Origin of the sequence: Glaciecola siphonariae (assembly GCF_042652645.1) — a bacterium.
Taxonomy (GTDB): domain Bacteria; phylum Pseudomonadota; class Gammaproteobacteria; order Enterobacterales; family Alteromonadaceae; genus Glaciecola; species Glaciecola siphonariae.
On sequence record NZ_JBHSGU010000002.1, the window covers coordinates 820,306 to 842,611 of the forward strand.

Sequence of the window (22,306 nt, forward strand, 5' to 3'; positions counted from 1 at the left end):
CCGTACTCAATATACACATGCCCATCCCGCTCAAAAAGCTTCATGACAATACAAATGCGTGCGACGCGCACAGCTGCTTTCTTATTCATGTTCATTGCTGTGTTATTTACGCAGGCGTGTACCCAGCATGAGCAAGTTAAAAACGACATCAATAAGCTATCTGAACGCTTAGAAAGCTTCACCGAGCTTTCGATTGACGGCCCTCAATTAACTGACCATACACTCAAAGCGCCCGCCAAATCGAGTTTAGAACAAGTAATACCCGACTTACAGATTGCAATGCGGGAGTTCTATGCCATTGACGACTGCCCCCTCGGACAATTTATCGCAGAGCGAAACACCGCCTTGGGTAAAACGCAGCTCCCCTCTACTCGGTTTTTGTATGAAAAGCGCCTGTTAAATACACTTCATGATTGCATGCAACAATTGCAAAATGAGCATCCTATGCATGAAAAACTCGCATCGTGGATAGCGCAAAAGCAAGACAATCTGCCTCTGGTTTGGGTAAACATGCTGACGCAATCAGACGAGCTCTATTTGGCGTTTACCACATCTGGTGGATTTATTGCGGGCACCAGTGAAGACGGGCTACAAGAAACCAAGCTAGCGCTTAATTATTTGCTTGAAGCTTTGGAGGCAAATTCACTAAATAGCGAGCAACTCGAACTTCATATGCGCGATTTAACCGACACCCGTCTTCCTGCTCGCATGTGGCGTACACAAAACCTTATTGTCAATTCGCTCCCAGCGATTAGCAAACTATTGGAGCGCTACATCGATGAACACGCAAACCAATGTGCGACGGCAAAGCTGGAGGAAGAATTAACAATCATGCGTAATATTTTTACGCTGTTTTTTGCCGACACTATTCAGCCCCTTGCAAGTCAACTAAATCATTATCAATATCAGCTCAACCCGAGCTTTGAGCTGCTCGCTAACAATCAATATATGCCTCCTCAGTGGTCTCAATTTATCCGGGAGCAATATGTGGAATCTGCTGATGAATATAAACAAACGATGAAAAAACATATTGAGCTTTGGCAAGCAATATTTCGACTTTGCGATGATAAGGACGAAGCTTAATTAAAATTTGCTCGAGCAACTGTAGTTTAAACAAACACAATTTAAACAAACATAATTTAAACAAACATAATGTACGCAAACATAAGTTGGGCAAACATCATCAAAAAGCTGATATGCTTAAGTTTTATTATTTATGTAAAGAACGTTTTAGCCATCGGATAATCAATGTACGACATACCTACTCTCAACTTAAAGAACCAAGTTTCAAAGACAGAATGGCATACGCGTGTTGAGCTGGCAGCAGCTTATCGTTTATTAGTGATGCACGGATGGGATGACCTTATCCATACGCACATTTCTGCACGCATTCCCGATACAGAGGAGCTTTTAATAAACGCATTTGGTTTAGCGTTTGAGGAGGTGACTGCCTCGAATTTGGTTAAAATTGATATTGAGGGCAACATTATTCAAGACGACTGCCCGTTTGATATCAACCCAGCAGGCTTTACCATTCACAGCGCAGTGCATATTGCCCGCCCTGAAGCTCAGTGCGCTTTGCATCTGCATCACCCTGATGCCATCGCAGTGGCGAGCACCGAAAAGGGCCTTCGTCCTTACAGCCAGTATTCGGCTTTTGCGCTTGCAAGCATGAGCTATCATCGCTACGAAGGTTTAGCGGTTAATCATGATGAAATACAACGTTTGCAAACCGATTTGGGCTCCGCTAATTTTATGCTCTTGCGCAATCATGGCGCCCTAACCATGGGCGTAACCATTGGCGATGCATTTATGCATATGTATGACCTACTGCGTGCTTGTGAGGTGCAAGTAAAAATGCAGCAGTCAGGTGATACGCCAATAGAAGTAGACCCCAACATAATTGCCTCAATAAAAGCGCAGGCTGATATTGTGCATACCGGCCAAACAGGCGGTCAAAAAGCATGGCCGGCGATGATGCGACGTGTTAAACGCCAGTACCCAAACTTTGATATTTAATGCACTTGCAAAAACCTTTTAAGATAAAAACACGTTCATCGTTATTGTTAACACTATTATTCGCGAGCATCACATTTTATGAAAATTACCCACGTTGAAATTTTTGATATTCACTGCCCAGAAAGACCGCCATGGAACCCTATTTTTGTTCGCATTCACACCGATGAAGGGATACACGGCGTGGGTGAAGCTGGATTAGCTTATGATTGGGGGCATAGCGCCGCGGCAGCCATGATAAAAGAGATTGCCGAGGCGGTATTAATTGGTTTTGACCCATTTAAAACAGAGCTATTGTGGTCGCGCATGCTGCGAGAAAGCTTTTGGGGGCTTGGCGGCGGCCCAGTGCTCTATTCTGCAATGAGCGCTATCGACACCGCACTTTGGGATATTAAAGGCAAAGCACTTGGCGTGCCGGTGTATCAGCTCTTAGGCGGAAAAACCAATGATGACTTGCGTACTTATGCCAGTCAGCTTCAGTTTGATTGGAGCCAAGACTGCGTAAAAATGCTGACACCCGATGACTACGCTCGCTCAGCCGCAAAAGCCATGGCAGAGGGTTATGACGCAGTAAAAGTGGACCCCATCGTGTATGACGAAAACGGGGATTCGAGCTTTGATAGAACCAAATTATTTACGCCCAAACAAATGAAACTGTTTGGTGATCGCCTACGCGCTATTCGCAAAGAAGTAGGCGATGAAGTCGATATTATCTTTGAGGCACATTCACTCATGGGCTGCGCCTCTGCGATTCAAATGGGGTCAGTGATAGAAGAAGTAGGCTGCATGATGTTTGAAGAGCCGGTGAATTATCTTAATGCCGCCGTGCATAAAAAGGTGTCTGAGCGCGTGAATGTGCCAATAGCGGGGGGTGAGCGGCTTTACCATCGTTGGGATGTGCGCCCCTATTTTGAAGATCAAAGTATTGATGTACTGCAGCCCGACGTAGGCCTTTGCGGCGGATTTACCGAAGCAAAAAAAGTCTGTGATTATGCTGATGTGTATGATATTCGCATTCAGGCGCACGTATGCGGCGGACCGGTTGCGACCGCAGCGGCTCTGCAGTTAGAGGCCGCTATTCCTAACTTTTTAATTCACGAGCACCACACATATGCAATTAAATCGTGGAATCGAGAGCTTTGCATTCAAGATTATCAGCCCGTTAACGGCAAGTTTAAGGTACCAGACCTTCCGGGTATTGGTATAGAGCTAAACGATGACATCGTAAAACGCTCGCCAAATGTGGTCGTCAAATAGCTTTGAGGTCACTGTTTATTAGGAAATTGTTTACGAATAAATTGTTTACGAATAAATTGTTTACGAATAAATAGTTACGAGGAAATCATCGCACTGGCGGTGATTTTCTTATAACTTTCTACACAAGCTTCAAATTAAACTGTATGTACATCCGAATGATCAAAAAAAACTAGCGCTGGCTTCGCTTCATTCCCGCTTAACACCAATGACCTAACGCTATAAACTCAGTTCAAGACTCACTGGGCAGTGATCAGAACCATAGATATCGTTATGAATATCTGCGTTTTTAATCGTGTTCTCCAGTTTACTCGACACTAAAAAGTAATCAATTCTCCACCCTACGTTTCGCTCCCTTGCGCCTGCTCGATAGCTAAACCAACTGTATTTCACCGCGTCACTATTGACATGACGAAAGCTATCAATAAAGCCGCTCGCGAGTAAGTTATCAATCCCATCTATTTCTTGTTGCGTGTAGCCTGCGCTTTTATTGTAGTTTGCCTTCGGTCTGGCTAAGTCAATGTCTTTATGCGCTACGTTTAAATCCCCACATACTATTACCGGCTTATTTTGCTCGAGGGCTTTTACATAGTCCAAAAACGCAGCGTCCCATTGCTGTCGATACGGCAGACGCTTAAGGTCATTCTGTGAATTGGGCGTATACACAGTAACAAGATAAAACTGTTCATACTCGGCGCAAAGCACTCGCCCTTCTTGGTCATGTTCCTCGATGCCCAAATCAACGCTGACATCAAGAGGTTTTGCGCGACTAATAATGCTGGTACCTGAATATCCTTTTTTAATCGCTGAGTTAGTATAAATATGATATCCCTCGAGAGCTTCTAAAGCCTCTAACACTTGTTCATCTTGTGCTTTGGTCTCTTGCAGGCAAATAACGTCGCAGTTCAAGCTCGCTAAAGACGTTAAAAAGTCTTTCTTCATGACTGCGCGTACGCCATTTACATTCCAACTCACTAACTTCATTCACTTCTCCGGTGTTTACTTTATTGTTGTAAAAGCCGTTTTGTTTCCTTGCACAAAACGGCTTTTTGTTTAACTTTTAACCTTTAACTTTTAACTTCAAACCTTCGCAATTATGCGATTTTTACAATTGCTAAACTGCGTCAAAGCGCAATGTTGTAAATGCGTTTAGCATTTTCAAAGCATACTTGTTCAACATCCAAATTGCATCTTCTTGCAAGGCGGCTCATCATCATCCAATAAGCTTGATATTCATACTCATAGCGAACCAGCGGAAAATTGCTGGCAAACATGATTCTTTGAGCACCAAAGCAGGCGATAACATGTTGAATCACGCTCACTAGGTCTGAATCATTGTACGATGGCGTGCTTTGACCATTGCTTGTCATCTCCCACCCTGAGCATTTAATAAACAGGTTTGGCAAAGCACTTAAACGCGCAAGATTTAGCTGCCACTGCATTTTATTAAGCAGGCCTAGATTAGCATGCCCGCCACCTATGGGTGCAAATCCGGCATGATTTAATACCACCTCTAGATTGGGCAAACGATAAAGAATACCCACTAATGCATCAACCGCATGACTGTCGGATACGTTCATTTGTAGTTCAAACAACAAGCCGCTTTCAATACCTTGCTTTCGAACACACGTTTTACTATTGCTCAACTGCGCTAAATTGCTAAGAGTATTTGGATGCTGCAGCGTCGCAACAGCATCATCATCGAGAATGTGTCTTAGCGCTGCGAGCGAGCGATGGTTTAACAGCTTAGTCAGAGTGCGGGCAAAAACGGCAGGTCTTTCAGTTAAATCAATACAGCCTGCAGACTTAAGCGCAATGCGCTGTGGCGCGAGACCTTGGTTGTGAGTTTTTGCGCTAAGCGGACTAAGCTCAAGGGGTTTATTGCAAGAAGCATCTGCAGAAATTGTGCTGTGCGCATACGTGGCGAGTTTCCGCTCAATGTTTTCTAGCTCACGCCATGGTCGCTCGTTGTCAAACCCCGCCTCAATATGTACAAGCGCCTCTAATTTAAACGGCGCTTTTAGCTGGATGTCTGCGGGGCCAAAGTCTCGCGCTATCTTGCGTGCATGTTCTGTGGGTAAGCATTTAAGCCATGCATATTCACCGTGGCTGCGGTCAAATAAATGGATATGTGGGTCTATTATAGATATCACTGTGCGCAGTAACCACCATCTATTAACTGAAGTGAACCGGTCACAAAGCTGGCCTCAGCGCTAGCCAAAAATGCCACCATGGCGGCCACTTCTTGAGGTTGTCCAATGCGCCCTAAGGGCTGCATTTTTGCCTCATCGGCGACAACGCTCGCTTTGTCTTGTCCAGAACTTGCGCAATAGCGCTCAATAGCACTGTGGAACAGCGGTGTTTCAATGGTTCCGGGACACACTGCATTTGCGCGAATATTGAATGCAGCATAATCAAGGGCTGTAGTCTTTGCCATAGATGCTAAGGCATGCTTTGTTAGGTTGTAGGCAAATGAATTTTGCTTTGCAACAATGGCTTGGTCGGAGGCGACATAAATGATACTCCCGCCCTGACTTTTCATGTGCGCTAATGATGCCTGCGTCAATGAATAGGCCCCTTTTACGTTCAGGTTGAACAAACGCAGCAAGCTTGCCTCGTCAGTCTGCTCAATATTTGCCGACATATGTGCGCCAGCGTTGCAGACAAGGACATCAATATTGCCGTCTTTCGCAATCTCATCTATGCATGCTTTTACCACTTCATGATCGGTAACATCACATTGCACGTCACAATGCATTAAAGTTTTGTTTGAAGAAGGCTGGATATCTAAGTTAAATACCTGATGTCCGCTATTCACAAAGCGCTCAACAATGGCCAAGCCAATGCCTGAACTCCCGCCGCTAATCACAACTCGCTGCTGCATAAAGTAATTTTCCGTTAATTAACTATCCAGAATGTTCTATCGTTAAATCCTTGAATTACACCTACTTGATTGCTCACAACCGAGCTTAATAGGTAGTTCTTGTCAGACATCTTACAAGAATATGACCTTTTTAGTGTACATATTGAAATAAAATTACCTTCTAAACGCAAATGAGATTGACTCGCATTTACATAAGCAATAAACTTAGCGCACCACTTAAGGACTAGGAACGATTTTTATTAATGATTAAGTCACTTTCTTGCACACGTATGCCAAAGACCGCCATTAGCGCTGCGTTAGCCATTGCTTTTTCGAGCATTAGTACAACAAGCCTTGCGGCAAACACCAATGTTGCAAAGCTCGCTTCAGTAGCCGCTGCTGCTGATATTGAGCGCATTACCGTGCGCGGCGCGTATTTTGGTCAGCAAAACGCTGATGCATTAAAAACCCCTACTCTTTTAGTCGACGTTCCTCAGTCACTTTCAGTGATTTCTAGTGAGCAAATTCAAGAGCAAGGCTTTGTGTCTATTGCTGACATCTTGCAATACACACCTGGCGCGTCTATCGGACAAGGCGAAGGCCACAGAGACCAAATGACAATTCGCGGACAAAATACCACCGCCGACTTTTTTATTGATGGTCTTCGCGACGACGTACAGTATTTTCGTCCTTTATATAATTTAGATCGCGTTGAAATTTTACGCGGTTCTAACGCCCTTTTATTTGGCCGAGGGGGCGGCGGCGGCATTGTAAACCGAGTAACCAAAACTGCATCGACCAACGACACATTTACCGCTTTGAATGCCAACATCGACACCTTTGCCAACACCTTGGTGGCAGTTGACCACAACAATGTCTTATCGGGCAGTGAGGCAATTAGGCTAAACGCTTATTATGAGCACTTAGATAATCACCGCGATGAATATGACGGCGACCGATTCGCCATTAATCCAACCTATACCAACAACATCAGCGACGTCACTCAGTTAGTCTTGTCTTATGAGTACATTGACGACGATAGAGTGGTAGACCGCGGTGTCCCCTCTTTAAACGGCAAGCCGCTTGAAGGTGTGGAAGATACGTTTTTTGGCTCACCTGAACTAAATTTCACTACCTTACAAGCGCATGTTTTCAGGGGCCGACTAGACCATCAACTGTCTGAAACGTGGTCAATCAACACCACGGTTCAGTATGCAGATTTCGACAAGCTTTACCAAAATCTCTATCCCATTGGTTTTGACGACACGGCAAATACAGTTAGCCTTGATGGGTACAAAGACGCGACTGAACGAGAAAATTTGATTATTCAGTTCAATGCGGTAGGTCAGTTTGACACTGGCAGTTTAGAGCACACGCTTTTGATTGGCGCCGAATATGGTAAGCAAGATACCGATAACAGCAGACGCGATACGCTGTTTACTGACAGTAACGACGATCAAATCACGTTTACATTTAGCGATCCGCTCATTATTCCTGCGGTTGGCTTTACGGATTTTGTTAGAGACAGAACGTCAGAGGTAAGTTTTAGCTCAATCTTCTTGCAAGATGAGGTCAAAATTACTGAGCAGTTTATTTTAGTTGCTGGACTGCGTTACGACCAATTTGATATTGACGTAACAGATAGAATTGAAATAGCAAACGGAAGCACAGATGGCAATAACGGTCTGTTAGGTCGCAAAGATACAGAAACATCGCCTCGTGTGGGCGCTATTTACAAACCAAATGACGACATCTCTTTTTATGTGAGCTTAAGCCGTTCATTCTTGCCCCGTTCTGGCGATCAGTTTCTATCACTGTCTCTAAGCACGCAAGCATTAGAGCCTGAAGAGTTCGAAAACCGCGAGGTCGGACTAAAATGGAATGTGACCGACAAACTAAGCTTCACAACCGCCTTATTTGAGGTAACACGAGAAAACGGCACCGTTACCGACCCGTTTAATCCTGAAAACAGCTTAATCACCGGCACAGAAACAAAGGGATTTGAAATGCAGTTGGTGGGTTATCTTACCGACAGTTGGCAAATAAACGCCGGTTACAGCAACCTAGACGCGGATGAAACCGGGCGAGTTGTACAGGGAGCACTCGGTAACCGCGCGCTTTCGCAAGTGCCTGAGAATATGCTCACGGTATGGAATCGTTATCAGGTAAACAGTCAGTGGGCCGTTGCGCTTGGCGTTATTTATCAGTCGGAGCAGTTTGCATCCCTTAGCAATAATGTTGAGCTACCAGATTTTACTCGCGTGGATGCAGCGGTATATTACGATGTAAGCGAAGACCTGCAAGTCCAGCTCAACGTCGAAAATTTATTTGATGAAGATTACTTTCCATCTGCTCATAACGACAACAATATCACCATTGGTGAGCCGCTTAATGCACGTTTGAGCATGTCTTATCAATTTTAAGGTATATATACTTGCATCGCAGGGGCAGTAAGTAACAAGCGCCTGCGATGCTCTGATAGATGTATATCTAAGTTGTCGCCTTCTCATATATACACTGAGCGTAATTGCACCAATCGTCAAAGCGCCAATAAAAACGCCTCAGTGCTTATTTGACTTCACTCTTTGCCGAAGTTCTCAAGTCCACTTGTGTCGACGCCTCTAAGCACTTCGCGCTCTAAACGATACTTCTCTTCACGATCATTTTCTTTGCGTTGCTCGTTAAGTCTTTGCTGTTCAATGGCCATTCTTGTTTGGCGCTGCAATGCCTCTTGCTCACTTTCGCACTGACGAAAAGCATCAGACCAACCTTGCGCGTACTGCATATCAGCGTTGAATCGATTAATGTCCTTGCGAAACTCATCGAACATGCTTCCGCCAGCTTTATTGCCGCTATGGCAGCCATCGTCAAACCCTTCAGCATAGGCCACTGGATATCCTTTTGAAATCAAATCATCTTTAGTGCTAACGCAGGCTGATGTTAGCGCGATAGCAAAAGCGATAAACAATAATCGTGTCATAAACTTTGTCCTTTTTAAGGTAGATTCATACAGGTAGTTTTAGAAATTCCTTGTCAGTATAGGCAGTCATATAGATGCAATCAACAAAGTTCTAGCAGCACAGTATTAGCAATAAAACATAAGCTCTTCAGTTACCTGCGAATTTTAAACATGCTACATCGTTGTTTACATCTGCTATCAAAATGTAAAAGCCAAACTGGTTTTTTCTAAATAAATGTTTTATAACTAAAAAGAAAATTTCTCTTTGCAAAATGCCAGTCTCAACATTGTTGTAAAGCCGAGACCTAATATAGGAAGTTGAGATGTCTTCAAGCAAACTCATCGCTTCAATCAGTCCAAAAATACTCATCATATCACTTGCTATAATGTTGCTATCACTGGCACTGCCTGTAGCACTTCTACAGACTTACGACCGCATCATTCCCAACCAAAGCTACGGTACCGCATGGGTGATAGCCTTGGGAGTTATCATTGCTATTTTACTTGAAGGTTGTTTGCGTTACGGCCGCGCGTGGATACTGAATCGACAGGGTATGCGATTTGAGGCATGGTCGGCGGTAAAGGGTGTCGAATCAGTTCTAGCCTCAAAACGTGCAGTATCAAATGCCGATAAAGTCGAACTCTTAGACGGTTTCGCTGCCTTAAAACGCTATCAAGACTACCATTCAGGCCAAGCGCTTCTTGCGCTATATGATGCGCCGTTTGTCGTAGTTTTTCTCATTATGATTGCCTATATCGGCGGGAATCTTGTTTTTATACCCATCACAATTCTATGCATTGCTTTTATCACCGTCTATATCCTGAGTCTTGAGGCGAAAAGTTCCTTACAACGCGCAGAAACATCTCAATTAGCGGTTAATCACTTACTAAATCATATATTTCAACATATCTTTTCGCTCCGCGCGAAGGCTAGCCAGCGGAAAATCGTATCGCAGTTTAATCGCCAGCAATCGGTTCAGTCAGAAGCCCAAGCTAAAACAGATAAATTTTTTATGCATATGCAACTAACAACCACTTTTTTCTCTCAGGCAACAACCGTGCTTATAGTGATGTTAAGCGCGCATTATGTTATTGAAGGGCAAATGACAAGCGGCGCGTTGGCTGCCTGTACCCTTCTTGCAGGACGAACAATGGCACCGGTAAGCGCCTTGTTTTCATTTTGGGGACAATTACAAAAAGCCACTAGCGTAAAAGTACGGGCGCAAGCGATGCTTGAAACGGAGTCAGATTCACCAGCAAGTATTGATAATAATGCGGTCAATGTCGGCGTTATCGCTGAAAGTGCTGTTCCACGTTTTAGTGATAAAGCCATATCATTTCGTGTTAAACCAGGCAGCATCGTTAGGTTTGAGGAACCTGGCGACCTTCGTATTGGCTCGCTGTTCCACCATTTGGCGCGCCAACAAGCCATGCAACAGGGAGAACTGTATTGTGCCGATGAAGCTGGCAAACGAGTGTCAGGCAGGGTCTGCTATGTTGGTTCTAGCACAAGCTTATTTGAGGGGAGCGTTCTAGAAAACTTGACGCTTTTTAATAGTGATCTTGAAAACGAAGCGATGACATTGTCGCGCGAAGTCGGGCTATATTCAAAAGTGGTTGCCTTATCGCAAGGTTTCGACACTAAAATCGGCATGCATAAACTCAGCGGTCTTGAAAAAGGCATGGAGCAACAGATTGCAATCGTCAGGGCATTCATTGCAAAACCTCACCTGCTTGTTTTAGACCATGCCGACGCAGGACTAGATTTCAAAGCGCAACAAGCATTGGCGAACTATCTTCAAAGCAAAACCTTCGAATCGACCGTGATCGTAACTACTTTTTCAGAGCCTCTCAAGGAAAGCGTTTCAGCCACAAATATGCAAATAGGAGAGCGCCATGAGTGAGCTATCACAGAGTCGGCCTTCCTCGTCGAACGAAAAATCAAGTTTAGTGGCTGAAGTCGATAAGCATTGTCCCGCCTATCTTGCTCTTGCAAAGATACTGCAGCAAAACAATTGGCAAGGTTCATTTAAAGACTTTCTTTCATACATCAGCGACCTTAGCACCAAGCCAACACTCGAAGAAATACGTGAAATTTTGTTTAACATTGGGTATCGCACGGAAAGAAAACATACCGCGATATCTATGATATCTTTATACGATTTGCCAACCATAATTCAGCACCGCGACGACGTATATTTTGCAGACCAAGACAATGATGGGGAATTGCTTATATCGAGCGCTGAAGCGAACAGTGTAGACCTAAACGGTGAAAAAGTGCATTGGTTAGTCATTCATGAACTTTCCACTCAGGCACCTAAGAAAGGCACATGGTTCAGCAGTCTTTCACGACAGTACAATCGTTATTTTCTGTCTGTGCTCATACTAAGCTTAGCAAATGCCCTACTCGGTCTCGCATTACCCTTGTTCACGATGTCGGTTTATGACTTCCTCATACCTGCGGGTTCTATTAATGGCTTGCTTGCAGTGGGTAGCGGCGCGCTAATTGCCCTAGTTTGGGTGATTTCGAATAACCGCTTACGCGCTAAGTTTCTCTCAAACATGAGCGCCAACCTTTATTTTCATTCAACTCAACAAGCGCTTAAACGCATTATGTCAATGCCGACTAACATATTGATGCAGTCATCAATTAGCACTAACAGTAATCGCATAAGGAGCCTTGAACGCATACGCGAGTTTGTCAGTGGTACGATGGCAATAAGTTTGTTTGATGCGCCATTTATCATAATCGCTATCATCGCAATCGCAATCTTATCTGGTTATTTGGTTTTGGTACCCATAATTGGTGTACTTATTTATGCAGGGCTTGCTATTTTTTTCGAAAATCGAATGCATCAAAAAGCAGAGCAATCAGGCTCAGTTAATCAACTGCTACAATCAAGTATTAAACAGGCTATTGAGGGCGCAGGCGAACTGGGCCAAGCACGCTCTATTGTCCCCTGGCTAGACAAGCTAAAGAAGAGAAGCGTAAGGGCTGCGCGCGCTAATTTCGACTACAAGATGGTTTCTGCTATGCAGCAGTCTGTCGGAAAAATGCTGAATATGAGCATTGCGCTTACAACACTGGTCGTAGGTATACAGATGGTAATGGCTGGCGTAATGAGTTCAGGTGGTTTGATTGCTGCGATGATGCTTATATGGCGGGTCACGGGCCCGCTTCAAGTCGCGTTTTTCTCAACCGCTCGCTATCATCAATTTAAAAATGCGGTCGCGCAAGTGAACACGCTTGTTGACAGCTCAGGCATGAATGCTCAACAAAATCGAGCCAATATAGAAGAGTGTCAGGCCAGCATTAACGCATCAAAACTCGTATTTCGTTACAGCGCCGATAGAGACGTAGCGCTTAACGGTCTTTCGTTCCAGTCTAAACCAGGTCAAAAGATTGCATTAGTTGGAGAAAATGGCGCAGGCAAAACAACCCTGCTTAATATACTTGCTGGTGCGTACCCACCCCAAGCAGGTTCGGTTCAGCTTGACGGACATGACATTAGACAGTTTAGCAATGTTGACTATGCATCAAAAGTGGTTCTGGTCAATGGTGAAAGCTTCTTTATAGATGGCACCATTTTAGAAAACTTAACATTTTTTGCGCCTCTAGCAACGGATTCAGAGATTAGCGGTGCACTTGAGATGTTCGCGATCAACGCCTGTCTGAACGATCGTTATGCTGGGCTGAGTAACGTGCTAAGTAAAGATGGTCAAATACAGGTTGATGCAATGACCGCGCTTGGCATACAGCTTGTCATTGCAAAGCTTAATAATCCTTCCGTATATCTATTAGATGACGTATATGACGGCAGCGATCATCCAGTGAGCATAGCTATTAAACGATTCATCCAAAATGTCCCCGCTGATGTAAGCATTATTTATGCTACACACAACAAAGCTTTGATGCTGCTTGCTGATATCGCTGTGGTACTAAGCGAAGGTAGCGTTGAACGCGTGGCTGAATTAAATAAAGACGACACTAGCGACCAACCACATCAAGTTCCTGCGGAGAATAGTCATGGACAATAGTTTTATAAATCGGGCATTTCCTGATACCAGCAGAGATCGAACATTGATGCTCACGCTTATTTCGTTAGCCGTGTTCATTGCTTTGCTTGGCGTATGGTCATCCTTTGCAACGGTTCCAGAGGTCGCAAAAACTCGAGGCGAAGTGCTGCCTCAGGGGGGTGATGTACAATTAGTTCAGAGCCTTAGCGGAGGTAAAATACTTCGCGTATTGGTTGCCGAAGGCGATTTGGTATCTGCAGGCGACCCTATCGCCGAGCTTGACCAGTCGGTTAGCGAGGCAGACATTAGACAGCTCGACGTTGAACATGCAGATTTAACCATGCGCATAGAACGCTTGCGCGCATTGGAGCAAGAGCGTAATCCAGACTTTGGCGCTGAGGGTTCACAATTTCCCGGCATGGCGCGAGAACAACAAGACCTTTATGCCAGTCAACTAGCATTTATGCGCTCACAACTAAGCGTAATTGAAGACCAGAAGGTGTCGAAACAAGCGTCTTTGGCGACTACTTTAAATCAGATTACATTCATTCAAAATCAATTGGATGCGGTGCAAAAAGAGGTCGACCTTTTTACTGAGGCCGCTAGCAAAGGTCTTACATCTCAGCGTGAGTTTCTCGAAAAGCAAGAAGCATTAGCCTCGCTACAAAAAGACTCCGAGCAACTCACCGGACAAGCCAAAGTATTGCAGAATGAATTAGCGACGATTGACGAACAACAGCGTTCTAAAAAATTGGAGTTGAAAACACAGTATCGCACTGAGCGTTCGGAGCTTGCTCTTAAACTGCGCGAACTTGAAGAAGAGCTGATTCAAGCGCATGCGTCGTTGGGACAAAACGCACTTATTGCTCCCTCAGATGGGATTATTAAGGCTCTACCGAATGCACAAGTAGGTTCAGTATTACAACCCGGGGGGGTTGTTGCCGAGCTTGTTCCTAGCGATCAGCCTTTAAACGTAGAGGTAAGAGTCTCTCCCAAAGATATTGGTTTCATTTCAGTGGGTCAGAGTGTTTTGATAAAAGTCGATGCGTACGATTATTCTCGTTTTGGTGCTATAGAGGGGGCTGTTGTTAGAGTTTCACCAGCCACATTTAACGATGATCGCACCGGGCAGCCCTACTTTAAAGCGATTATCAAGCCTAACACCGAGTTTGTCGGTAACAAAGACAAAGGCCGGAGAATAAGAGTCGGCATGACGACTGAAGCTGATATCACAACCGGCCAAAAAACGATATTTCAGTATCTGCTTAAACCGGTATACACAACAGTCGATACGGCACTCTCCGAAAGATAATTGATACGAATTTCAAGTGGACAGCAAGATGAAAAGTCAAACTGAACGTGGCAAAAAAGACAGCGGTTCAAGTTCTGCTCCTCAAAAAAATGCTGCAGGTAAGCATGATTCCAATCGCAGCGAAACGATATCATCCTCGAAAGCTAAAAAAAGAAAAGACAGGCTAGCGAAAATTGTTGGTGCGTCCCTAGCTGGAGAGTCCTCAATTGGACATTCAGAGGCCACAATAGGCATTGCTAAAGAAAATGATATTGGCCTAAACGGGCTCGAATCTAACAAGTTATTTGACTCATCTGCTCAGTTCCCTGCTTCAACCCATCCTGCGTTGGAAAATGAGACTGTTCGTGATGCAAACGACACTGAAGAGCTGGCAAGTCAAAATAATGCACCCACAGATGCGCCAGTCGAGCTTGCTAACATGGAAAGCATCAATGCTGATTTAGCTATTCTAAGGCAGGGGCATCGAGGGGGTATTGAACAACTACCTGACGTAGATATAAAAGCCCCTGAAAACAATTCACCCGCTACGAACCTAGCTCTTCAGACCATCTCACTGGACAAAATTTCTATAGAAGGCCTATCCGCAAACGGTGAGTTGAACCTTGCTTCACACTTTACTGCTCCGCTTGTATTTACGCCGTCGATGACAAGGCCCCTCCCCTCGGTTACACCCACTGCCACAACGCAGCCCTCTAAGACAGACACAACATCATCATTGGGTCAAACAACAGAGCCCACGCAGCCGCAAACTACCGGACCAACAACGCCTCCGGTCGCTCAAACAACAGAGCCCACGCAACCGCAAACTACCGGACCAACAACGCCTCCGGTCGCTCAAACAATTGAGCCCACGCAGCCGCAAACTACCGGATCAACAACGCCTCAGGTCGGTCAAACAACAGAGCCCACGCAGCCGCAAACTACCGGACCAACAACGCCTCCGGTCGCTCAAACAATAGAGTCTACGCAAACGAAACCCGATTTCACGACGGGCGCTACCTTTACGCAAACGACGATTAAAGATGCACTAGGTGAGTTCACCATAAATGAGCATGGTAAATGGCAGTTTCATGCGAATGAAGCTACCCCTCAAATTCGCCACTTAGGGCTAGGAGATAAACTCGAGCATATCGTTAAAGTAACCGACACAAACGGTGTTGAGCATTCAATACAAGTGGAGATAGCTGGCAAAAATAGTGGGCCGTCGATTAGTCGCGTCAATTCTTTTACTATTGAGGAAGGAAGCCCGCCCTTATCTGGCAAACTTCATGCAACTGATCCCGATCAGCACGACCTACTCTCTTATAGCACCGTTTCACATGTCAAAGGATTCAATCTGAATACAGACGGAACCTATAGTTTTGCTGCTGAACATACTGATTATGCGCACCTTTTTGAAGGTGAAGTAAAGGTCATTCACATTCCGATAATCGTCTCAGATAATCATGGTGCGCAGGCAAAAAGCATACTTGAGATTAAGGTTGTAGGCACTAATGATTTACCCACGGCAAGCGCGACCAATCTTCAAACGATAAAAGAGGACGGGCTTGTTCAGGGACAGATTCAAATAGGTGATGTCGATAACAATGCTCAACTTTCTTCAACGATAGATATGCCTGTAGCCGGCCTCGTCATGAACACCGACGGACACTATACCTTCGACGCTTCACATACTGCGTATCAAAGCCTAGCGGAAGGTGAAACGCTCGATCTACACGTCCCTGTGACGGTTACTGACGAACATGGAGCTACCGCGCATACCCAACTTAATATCCAAGTTATTGGCACTAACGATAAAGCAATTGTGGTTGGGCTAGACTACGCGATAAATACGGTTTCAGAGTCAAACGCTCAATCGATAAATGTTTCTGGAAAACTTTCTGTGCTAGATATTGACTCTGGTGAAGCTGCATTTTCATCACAGCTATTGCAAGGAACATATGGCACTTTGTCAATTGATGAATCTGGCGCTTGGCGATATTCAGCTGACAGATATCAGAGTGCACTCACTAGCCTAACGTCATCCGAGCGGGTTGATGAAACTTTTACAGTCAAAACCGCTGACGGAACTGAACACAATATTCACATCGCTCTGAAAGGCGCAAATCAAGCTGCCGCAATTGCCGGTGTGTCAAGCGCGATGATGAAAGAGGATATGACGCAAAGCGTTAATGGGCAGTTGCTGATATCTGACCCTAACGCGGGCGAAGATATCTTTGTCGCCATGGATATAGACACTGAGCACGGTCATTTTTCGATAGACGAATCCGGCCAATGGCAATTTGCCTTGAACAATCAACACCCCGATATTCAGGCACTGCCTGAAAATGGTTCAATCACCGAGAAGATTTTAGTCGGCAGTATCGACGGTACGCCTAAAGTCATACATATCAAGATAATTGGTACTAACGATAAACCCATCGTAGTCAATAACCCTGCTGTCTACGTTGATGAAGACAAACAAGTGTCTGGCACGATACAGACTACCGATATCGATACTGGCGACGGCGTGAAAGTTACCTTAGATATGCCTGTGGCTGGGCTCACTATGCACGAAGACGGTAGCTATACCTTTGACTCTACTCATACTGATTATCAGCATCTTGCGGAGGGTGAAAAACTCAAGCTGCAGGTGCCTATCACCCTTACTGATAATGTTGGGGGACAAACACATTCGCAGCTCACCATTCAAATCCAAGGCTCCAACGACAAACCTATTATCGTGGGTGTGGATTATGCGCTAGCAACCGAGAGTGACGCAAAAAATGGCTATATCACCGCAAGCGGCGATCTTGACGTTTTAGACTTAGACCAAGGTGAATCCAACTTCTCCACGCAATTGTTATCGGGCAATTATGGCGCACTATCTATAGATGAAAACGGCCATTGGTCATATATCGCCGATGCCACGCAAAAGAGCTTAGTATCATTAACTGACGGCAAACACGTTGACGAAGCCTTTGTTGTGCGCACTGTTGACGGCACTGAGCACACTATTAATATCCGCATAAAAGGCACAAATCAAGCCGCTGTGATTGGTGGTGTAACGAGTGCCATGTTGAAGGAAGATACTGCTCTAGACACGGCGAAAGGCGCTCTGAGCATATTTGACCCTGACACCGGTGAACAAGGCTTCATCGCGCAAGATAAAGACACTGAGCACGGTCATTTTTCGATAGACGAATCCGGCCAATGGCAATTTGCCTTAAATAATCAACACCCTGACATTCAGGCACTGCCTGAAAATGGGTCAATCACCGAGAAGATCGTAGTAGGCAGCATCGACGGTACTCCACAGATCATTAGCATTAATATTGTTGGTAAAAATGACGCCCCCGTCATCTCAGGAATTGCTACAGGAGAGATACACGAAGATAGTACAAATGCGATCTCAGGCAGATTAACCGTACAAGATATTGATACTAATGCGAGCCACCAATTCGACATAATTGGTGCTCACAAGGGTACCTACGGAAGTCTAGATATTGATAGTAGAACCGGTGATTGGGTTTATCATTTGGACAACACAAAAGCGCAAACGCAGGCATTAGTAAAAGACCAAGTCGCGCACGAGCAATTCACCGTAGTCGCTACAGATGAGTTTGGTGCAAAAGTACAACATCAAATATCGGTAACCGTTCTTGGAACAAATGACATTCCAACCATTAGTCCAATCAGTGACATAACTACCAAAGAAGGAGATGGCGTCGTATCAGGACAGATAAATGGTTTTGACGCCGACTTAAACGCCGTTTTGAGTTTTTCTACAGATACTAGCGTAGACGGATTCTCATTAGATAGTGATGGAAGCTACACGTTTAATCCTTCAGCAAGCGTTTATCATTCACTCGCAGAGGGCGAAAGCAAACAAATTAGCATTCCTGTTACCGTTACAGATGAACAAGGCGCTTCATCTAGCCAAACGCTTTCAATTACCGTTGTCGGCATAAACAATGCGCCAAGCGTAACGGCCACAAAGCTTAGTCCTGCAAACCTCGGTAACACTTTGGAAGATACCAGTAAACGCTTTACCGAGTCTGAGTTACTTAAGCTTGTGGGCGCGAGTGACCATGAAAGTACCGGTTCTTTATCAATAAGTGCTGTAAATGCTGAACATGGCACTTTTACCAAAGAGTCTGATGGAACCTGGCTATTTTCTCCTGCACAAAATTTTGGTGGAGAAAGCACAAAGGTCGGGATCACAGTGACAGATGGCAAGGAGCAGACTCAAGCGTTTGGTGAGTTAGCCATAGAAGCTGTCGCAGACAGGCCACGCTCATCGATGGCAGAGTCAGTGCATACCAGTTTTAGCAACCACGACCCCGACCATCAATATAGTGGTACCTATGGTTATGTATCGCCGACACAATGGGGCTGGCAAACCGACAATCCCGACGGCCTCGTAGAACAAGGTGAAGGTGCTCCATATGGCGATACCTCGGGTGGTAATGTGGGCATCGTAGAATTAGAGGGAAAAGCAAACACGCCATCAAACATGTATCGCGATATCAAAACACAGGTTGGCGCTCAATATCACTTAGGATTTGACCTCACCGGTAGAACAGGCACAAGCTCAGAGGGTTCAGCGGTGCAGGTAATTTGGGAAGGTAAAGTGATTGATACCATCAGACCCACCGCCCATACATTCAAGTTTGTTCGTCATGAATACGATTTGACAGCAAGCGGGGAGAACTCGCGAATTGAAATAAGAGCGGTCGACCACGACGGCACTGGTGGCGTCATCGATAATCTCGATTTGGACTTTGAAGGTTTAACAGGAAAAGAGGATACCGACTTACCAATAGCATTAAATTTAGAACTGACTGACACAGATGGGTCTGAAATAGAAACCGCCATAGTAGAAGGTTTGCCGCTGGGTTTCAGTATTACAGACGGTACGCATTCAAAAACGGTCACCCAAGCAGGTGAATCGGTATCGGCCGACGGCTGGGATTTAGACCATCTGGTCATAAGACCAGCGCCAAATTTTAATGGTGAGGTGACGGTTGTCGTCAAAGCTGGCTCGCAAGAATTAAGTAATCAAGATACCGCTCATGTCTCCTACCCAATAAAGCTGACATTTACACCCGTAGATGACAAGCCCGAATTACAAAATGAGCAGGTGTCGGCCACCGAAGGAGGCGCGTTGATAACGGGTCACCTTGATGCGACGAGCGTTGATAGTGGTGTTAGCTTAAGCTATACATTGGGCAGTGCTGTTGAAGGCCTTACGCTGAACAGCGACGGCTCTTATTCTTTTGACCCAAGTAACAGTGCTTATTCTGGTTTGGCAGACGGCCAGAACAAACAAATGTCAGTGCCAATAACCGTAACTGATAGCAATGGCTTAAGTGATACAAAGGCACTTGTCATAAATATGACTGGCACCAATAATTCGCCTACTATTCAATCTATTTCACCCCTTTCGTTTAAAGAAGATGCTGCGATTGCCACCGGTACAATTACTGCAACCGACCAGGATACCGGAGATACCCTTCATTTCAGTACCAGCGCACGAATAGAAGGCTTTACTATCGACGAACAAGGTAATTGGCAGTTTGATCCAAGCCATGAAGGGTATGAAAGACTGGCAGAAGGAGAATTAAACAATTTAGTTATCCCGATTACAGTGACTGACGGCCACGGTGGAACCGATACGCAAGAGCTCCACATCCAGGTCATTGGAACTAACGATATCCCTACAGTGCGAGCAACTCAGCGGCGTCCGGTTGATATGGGACAGTTAGACGAGGACCAAACAAAAACCTTCAGTGAATCTGAGCTCTTACACCAAGCCGGTGTCAGAGATTATGATCGCTCGGATACGCACCATATTACCGATATCACAAGTAGCGCAGGCGATTTTACAAAGCAAAGTAATAGAGATTGGCTGTTCACGCCTCACAAAGATGCGCACGGTAACGACTTACCCGTCTCAATCAAAATAAGTGACGGTATAGCTGAGGTGTCGGCCAATGCTAAACTGAGTATTGAATCGGTAACCGACACCGCCACACCCGATTTAATAGTATCTGCTAAGCAACATGTAATGGAGTTTCCGCACGGGCAACCCTCTGCTGTTGTTAGTTCTTCTGCTGTTCAAGCTGGCAGCGGTTTATCTGAAATGACGGTTGATATGACCGTCTTAGGCGGAAAACAAGTGACAACTGAGGGCGTCCACGGTGCCACACTTATTAGCTACGGCACGCCCTCTGACGCAAACACCTTTTATATTTGGAAACCGGAAGATTTAACCATAAGGCTTGGCGGTCACGAATATGCAACGGGTGTTGCGATGCTCAACGATGGGCAAGACCATCGATACAGTTTTTCATGGGATGGCAATAGCGGAAAACTGGACGTACTTATTGATGGTGTGCTAGCCAAGCACATGGACAACGTTGCAAAGGGCGTTACGATCCCTTCTGGCGGAAAACTCGCATTGGGCAACGATCAAGATTCATTTGGTGGGGGGTTTAGTTCGAGTGATGCTTTTACCGGCAAAATGTTTAATGTATCAATAGCCACCAGAGCACTAGATACCGATGAGTTAGCCAAAACACCAATGGCAAACACACTAAGGGGTGACAGTCATTTAGAAACAGACGTAACAGCATCAGCGCATGGCATAGTTGATTCAACGGGCAAACATAGCTACACCGCCGTCGCTGGGGTCACGCAAACAGTTGTAGAGGTAGATACTCGAATTGCCTCTCCAAATGCAGGAGCCAGCTTAATGATAAAGCTTAATGCTGGCGCACCCTCTGATGCTGATGATCATATAAATCAAGAAAAGCTTACTGGCTTGCCTGCCGGTACCGTACTTAAAGACAATCAAGGGCACACCTATACAGTAACAAGTCCAACTGAGCAGATAGACGTTAGCACGTGGGATCACAATGATATAGAAGCAAAGCTACCTCAGGATTTTCACAGCAACACCTTTGTGAGTTATTTGGTGACAACAAAGGGACCTGACGGCGTTCAAGAGCTTAGTTTTGATAACTCTCCAGTGATACTGGATAAATCGCAAGACATTGGCACAGCACCTGATTTTAACGCGCAAAGCGATCTCGAGTCCACGAGCACGGTTGATACAAGTGTTGTTCAAAGCACGTCTGAAGCCGTCGTTAATGAGGGAGATATTCAAGCGACTGACCCATTGGCTACCGATGCTAGCACTAGTATCGACACCAGCACTGGTACCGACACTAGCAATGGCGCTGATACCAAAACAGAAGTTCTAAAGGATGAAACGCCGGAATCAACCAGCGCGTCTCCTGAAATTAATAGCAATAAAGTCCAAGCTGAACATGAGGCACTTAGTAGTGTCGACAAGACTGATGTTCAAGAAACGTCTGAAGCACTTCCAGAATCGCTTGAAGAAACATCGAGGGAGGAAACACAGGCAACATCAGTGAGTGAGGAGTTGATACAAACTTTGACAGATGCAAATGCTGAACTACATCCTTCTTTTGAGTCATTAGCTGAAAACAATGGAGATGGAGATGCAGATGCCGGAAATAGTGACCTCGCCTTGCCCGTCGAAATAGACAGCAGTGGCTCAGAAAATACGCCAGACAGCACCAGTACATCACTAGATGCCGCGGTAATTGCCGACCTGTTAGATAATCAAGTATCGCCGGACAGCACTTTAGGCGAACGCTTGGATAATGAACCGCCCTCAGACCTTGATGAAAATACACCTGACCTGCCAGACGACCCAACGCTTGCTCAGCGTGACGATGATCATTACTAAAGCCGGCAGAGGGGAAAGAGCTTAAATGGCAACCCGAAGGTCTACAATGAACAAAAAGATGCTGAGGATTGGGCAATAAGCATCGATGCTTTTGCCCTACTTTTTACGCTGTTTTTCGTTTTATTT

At 45.2% G+C, this 22,306-nt stretch carries 12 protein-coding genes; 8 read left to right on the forward strand and 4 right to left on the reverse strand.

The features are described from left to right. The first annotated feature begins 42 nt into the window (after positions 1–42). From ACFO4O_RS05150 to ACFO4O_RS05160, 3 genes are all read left to right on the forward strand, one after another. Entirely contained in the window at positions 43–1,083 is a 1,041-nt protein-coding gene (locus ACFO4O_RS05150; RefSeq protein ID WP_382406284.1) for a DUF3080 family protein, read from the forward strand. A 165-nt stretch (positions 1,084–1,248) separates the two neighbouring features. After that, positions 1,249–2,019 (forward strand): class II aldolase/adducin family protein, encoded by a 771-nt coding sequence (locus ACFO4O_RS05155; RefSeq protein ID WP_382406285.1) that lies wholly within the window; start codon positions 1,249–1,251, stop codon positions 2,017–2,019. A 78-nt stretch (positions 2,020–2,097) separates the two neighbouring features. Then, the gene (locus ACFO4O_RS05160; RefSeq protein WP_382406286.1) at positions 2,098–3,273 is read left to right on the forward strand and encodes a mandelate racemase/muconate lactonizing enzyme family protein; all 1,176 of its coding nucleotides are present in this window, start codon (positions 2,098–2,100) and stop codon (positions 3,271–3,273) included. A gap of 216 nt (positions 3,274–3,489) precedes the next feature. Here the strand turns inward: ACFO4O_RS05160 and ACFO4O_RS05165 are convergent, their stop codons facing one another. The 3 genes from ACFO4O_RS05165 to ACFO4O_RS05175 all read right to left on the reverse strand — a co-directional run bounded on the left by ACFO4O_RS05165 (position 3,490) and on the right by ACFO4O_RS05175 (position 6,154). After that, positions 3,490–4,254: an exodeoxyribonuclease III gene (locus ACFO4O_RS05165; RefSeq protein ID WP_382406287.1), complete on the reverse strand. Its 765-nt coding sequence runs from the start codon at positions 4,252–4,254 to the stop codon at positions 3,490–3,492. A gap of 140 nt (positions 4,255–4,394) precedes the next feature. Next, complete coding sequence (locus ACFO4O_RS05170; RefSeq protein WP_382406288.1) at positions 4,395–5,423, reverse strand: amidohydrolase family protein; 1,029 nt, start codon at positions 5,421–5,423, stop codon at positions 4,395–4,397. Next, complete coding sequence (locus tag ACFO4O_RS05175) at positions 5,420–6,154, reverse strand: SDR family oxidoreductase (protein WP_382406289.1); 735 nt, start codon at positions 6,152–6,154, stop codon at positions 5,420–5,422. The genes ACFO4O_RS05170 and ACFO4O_RS05175 overlap by 4 nt, the downstream gene beginning before the upstream one ends. A 242-nt stretch (positions 6,155–6,396) precedes the next feature. Between ACFO4O_RS05175 and ACFO4O_RS05180 the strand changes: the two genes are divergently transcribed. Beyond that, positions 6,397–8,556 carry a TonB-dependent receptor gene (locus tag ACFO4O_RS05180; protein WP_382406290.1) on the forward strand — a complete coding sequence of 720 codons (2,160 nt, stop codon included), beginning with the start codon at positions 6,397–6,399 and terminating at the stop codon, positions 8,554–8,556. Between the two features lie 155 nt (positions 8,557–8,711). Here ACFO4O_RS05180 and ACFO4O_RS05185 read toward each other — a convergent pair whose 3' ends face one another. Next, positions 8,712–9,113: a hypothetical protein gene (locus ACFO4O_RS05185; RefSeq protein ID WP_382406291.1), complete on the reverse strand. Its 402-nt coding sequence runs from the start codon at positions 9,111–9,113 to the stop codon at positions 8,712–8,714. A 302-nt stretch (positions 9,114–9,415) separates the two neighbouring features. Here ACFO4O_RS05185 and ACFO4O_RS05190 point away from each other — a divergent pair, with 302 nt between their 5' ends. The 4 genes from ACFO4O_RS05190 to ACFO4O_RS05205 are packed head-to-tail and all read left to right on the forward strand — an operon-like array spanning position 9,416 to position 22,180. Continuing rightward, the gene (locus ACFO4O_RS05190) at positions 9,416–10,996 is read left to right on the forward strand and encodes an ABC transporter transmembrane domain-containing protein (RefSeq protein WP_382406292.1); all 1,581 of its coding nucleotides are present in this window, start codon (positions 9,416–9,418) and stop codon (positions 10,994–10,996) included. Further along, on the forward strand, positions 10,989–13,130 hold the full coding sequence (locus tag ACFO4O_RS05195; RefSeq protein WP_382406293.1) for an ATP-binding cassette domain-containing protein: 2,142 nt from the start codon (positions 10,989–10,991) through the stop codon (positions 13,128–13,130). The genes ACFO4O_RS05190 and ACFO4O_RS05195 overlap by 8 nt, the downstream gene beginning before the upstream one ends. Further along, positions 13,120–14,421 carry an HlyD family type I secretion periplasmic adaptor subunit gene (locus ACFO4O_RS05200; RefSeq protein WP_382406294.1) on the forward strand — a complete coding sequence of 434 codons (1,302 nt, stop codon included), beginning with the start codon at positions 13,120–13,122 and terminating at the stop codon, positions 14,419–14,421. Before ACFO4O_RS05195 ends, ACFO4O_RS05200 begins: the two co-directional genes overlap by 11 nt. 28 nt (positions 14,422–14,449) lie before the next feature. Further along, positions 14,450–22,180, forward strand: a complete 7,731-nt coding sequence (locus ACFO4O_RS05205; RefSeq protein ID WP_382406295.1) for a VCBS domain-containing protein — start codon at positions 14,450–14,452, stop codon at positions 22,178–22,180. The last annotated feature ends 126 nt before the right edge of the window (positions 22,181–22,306 follow it).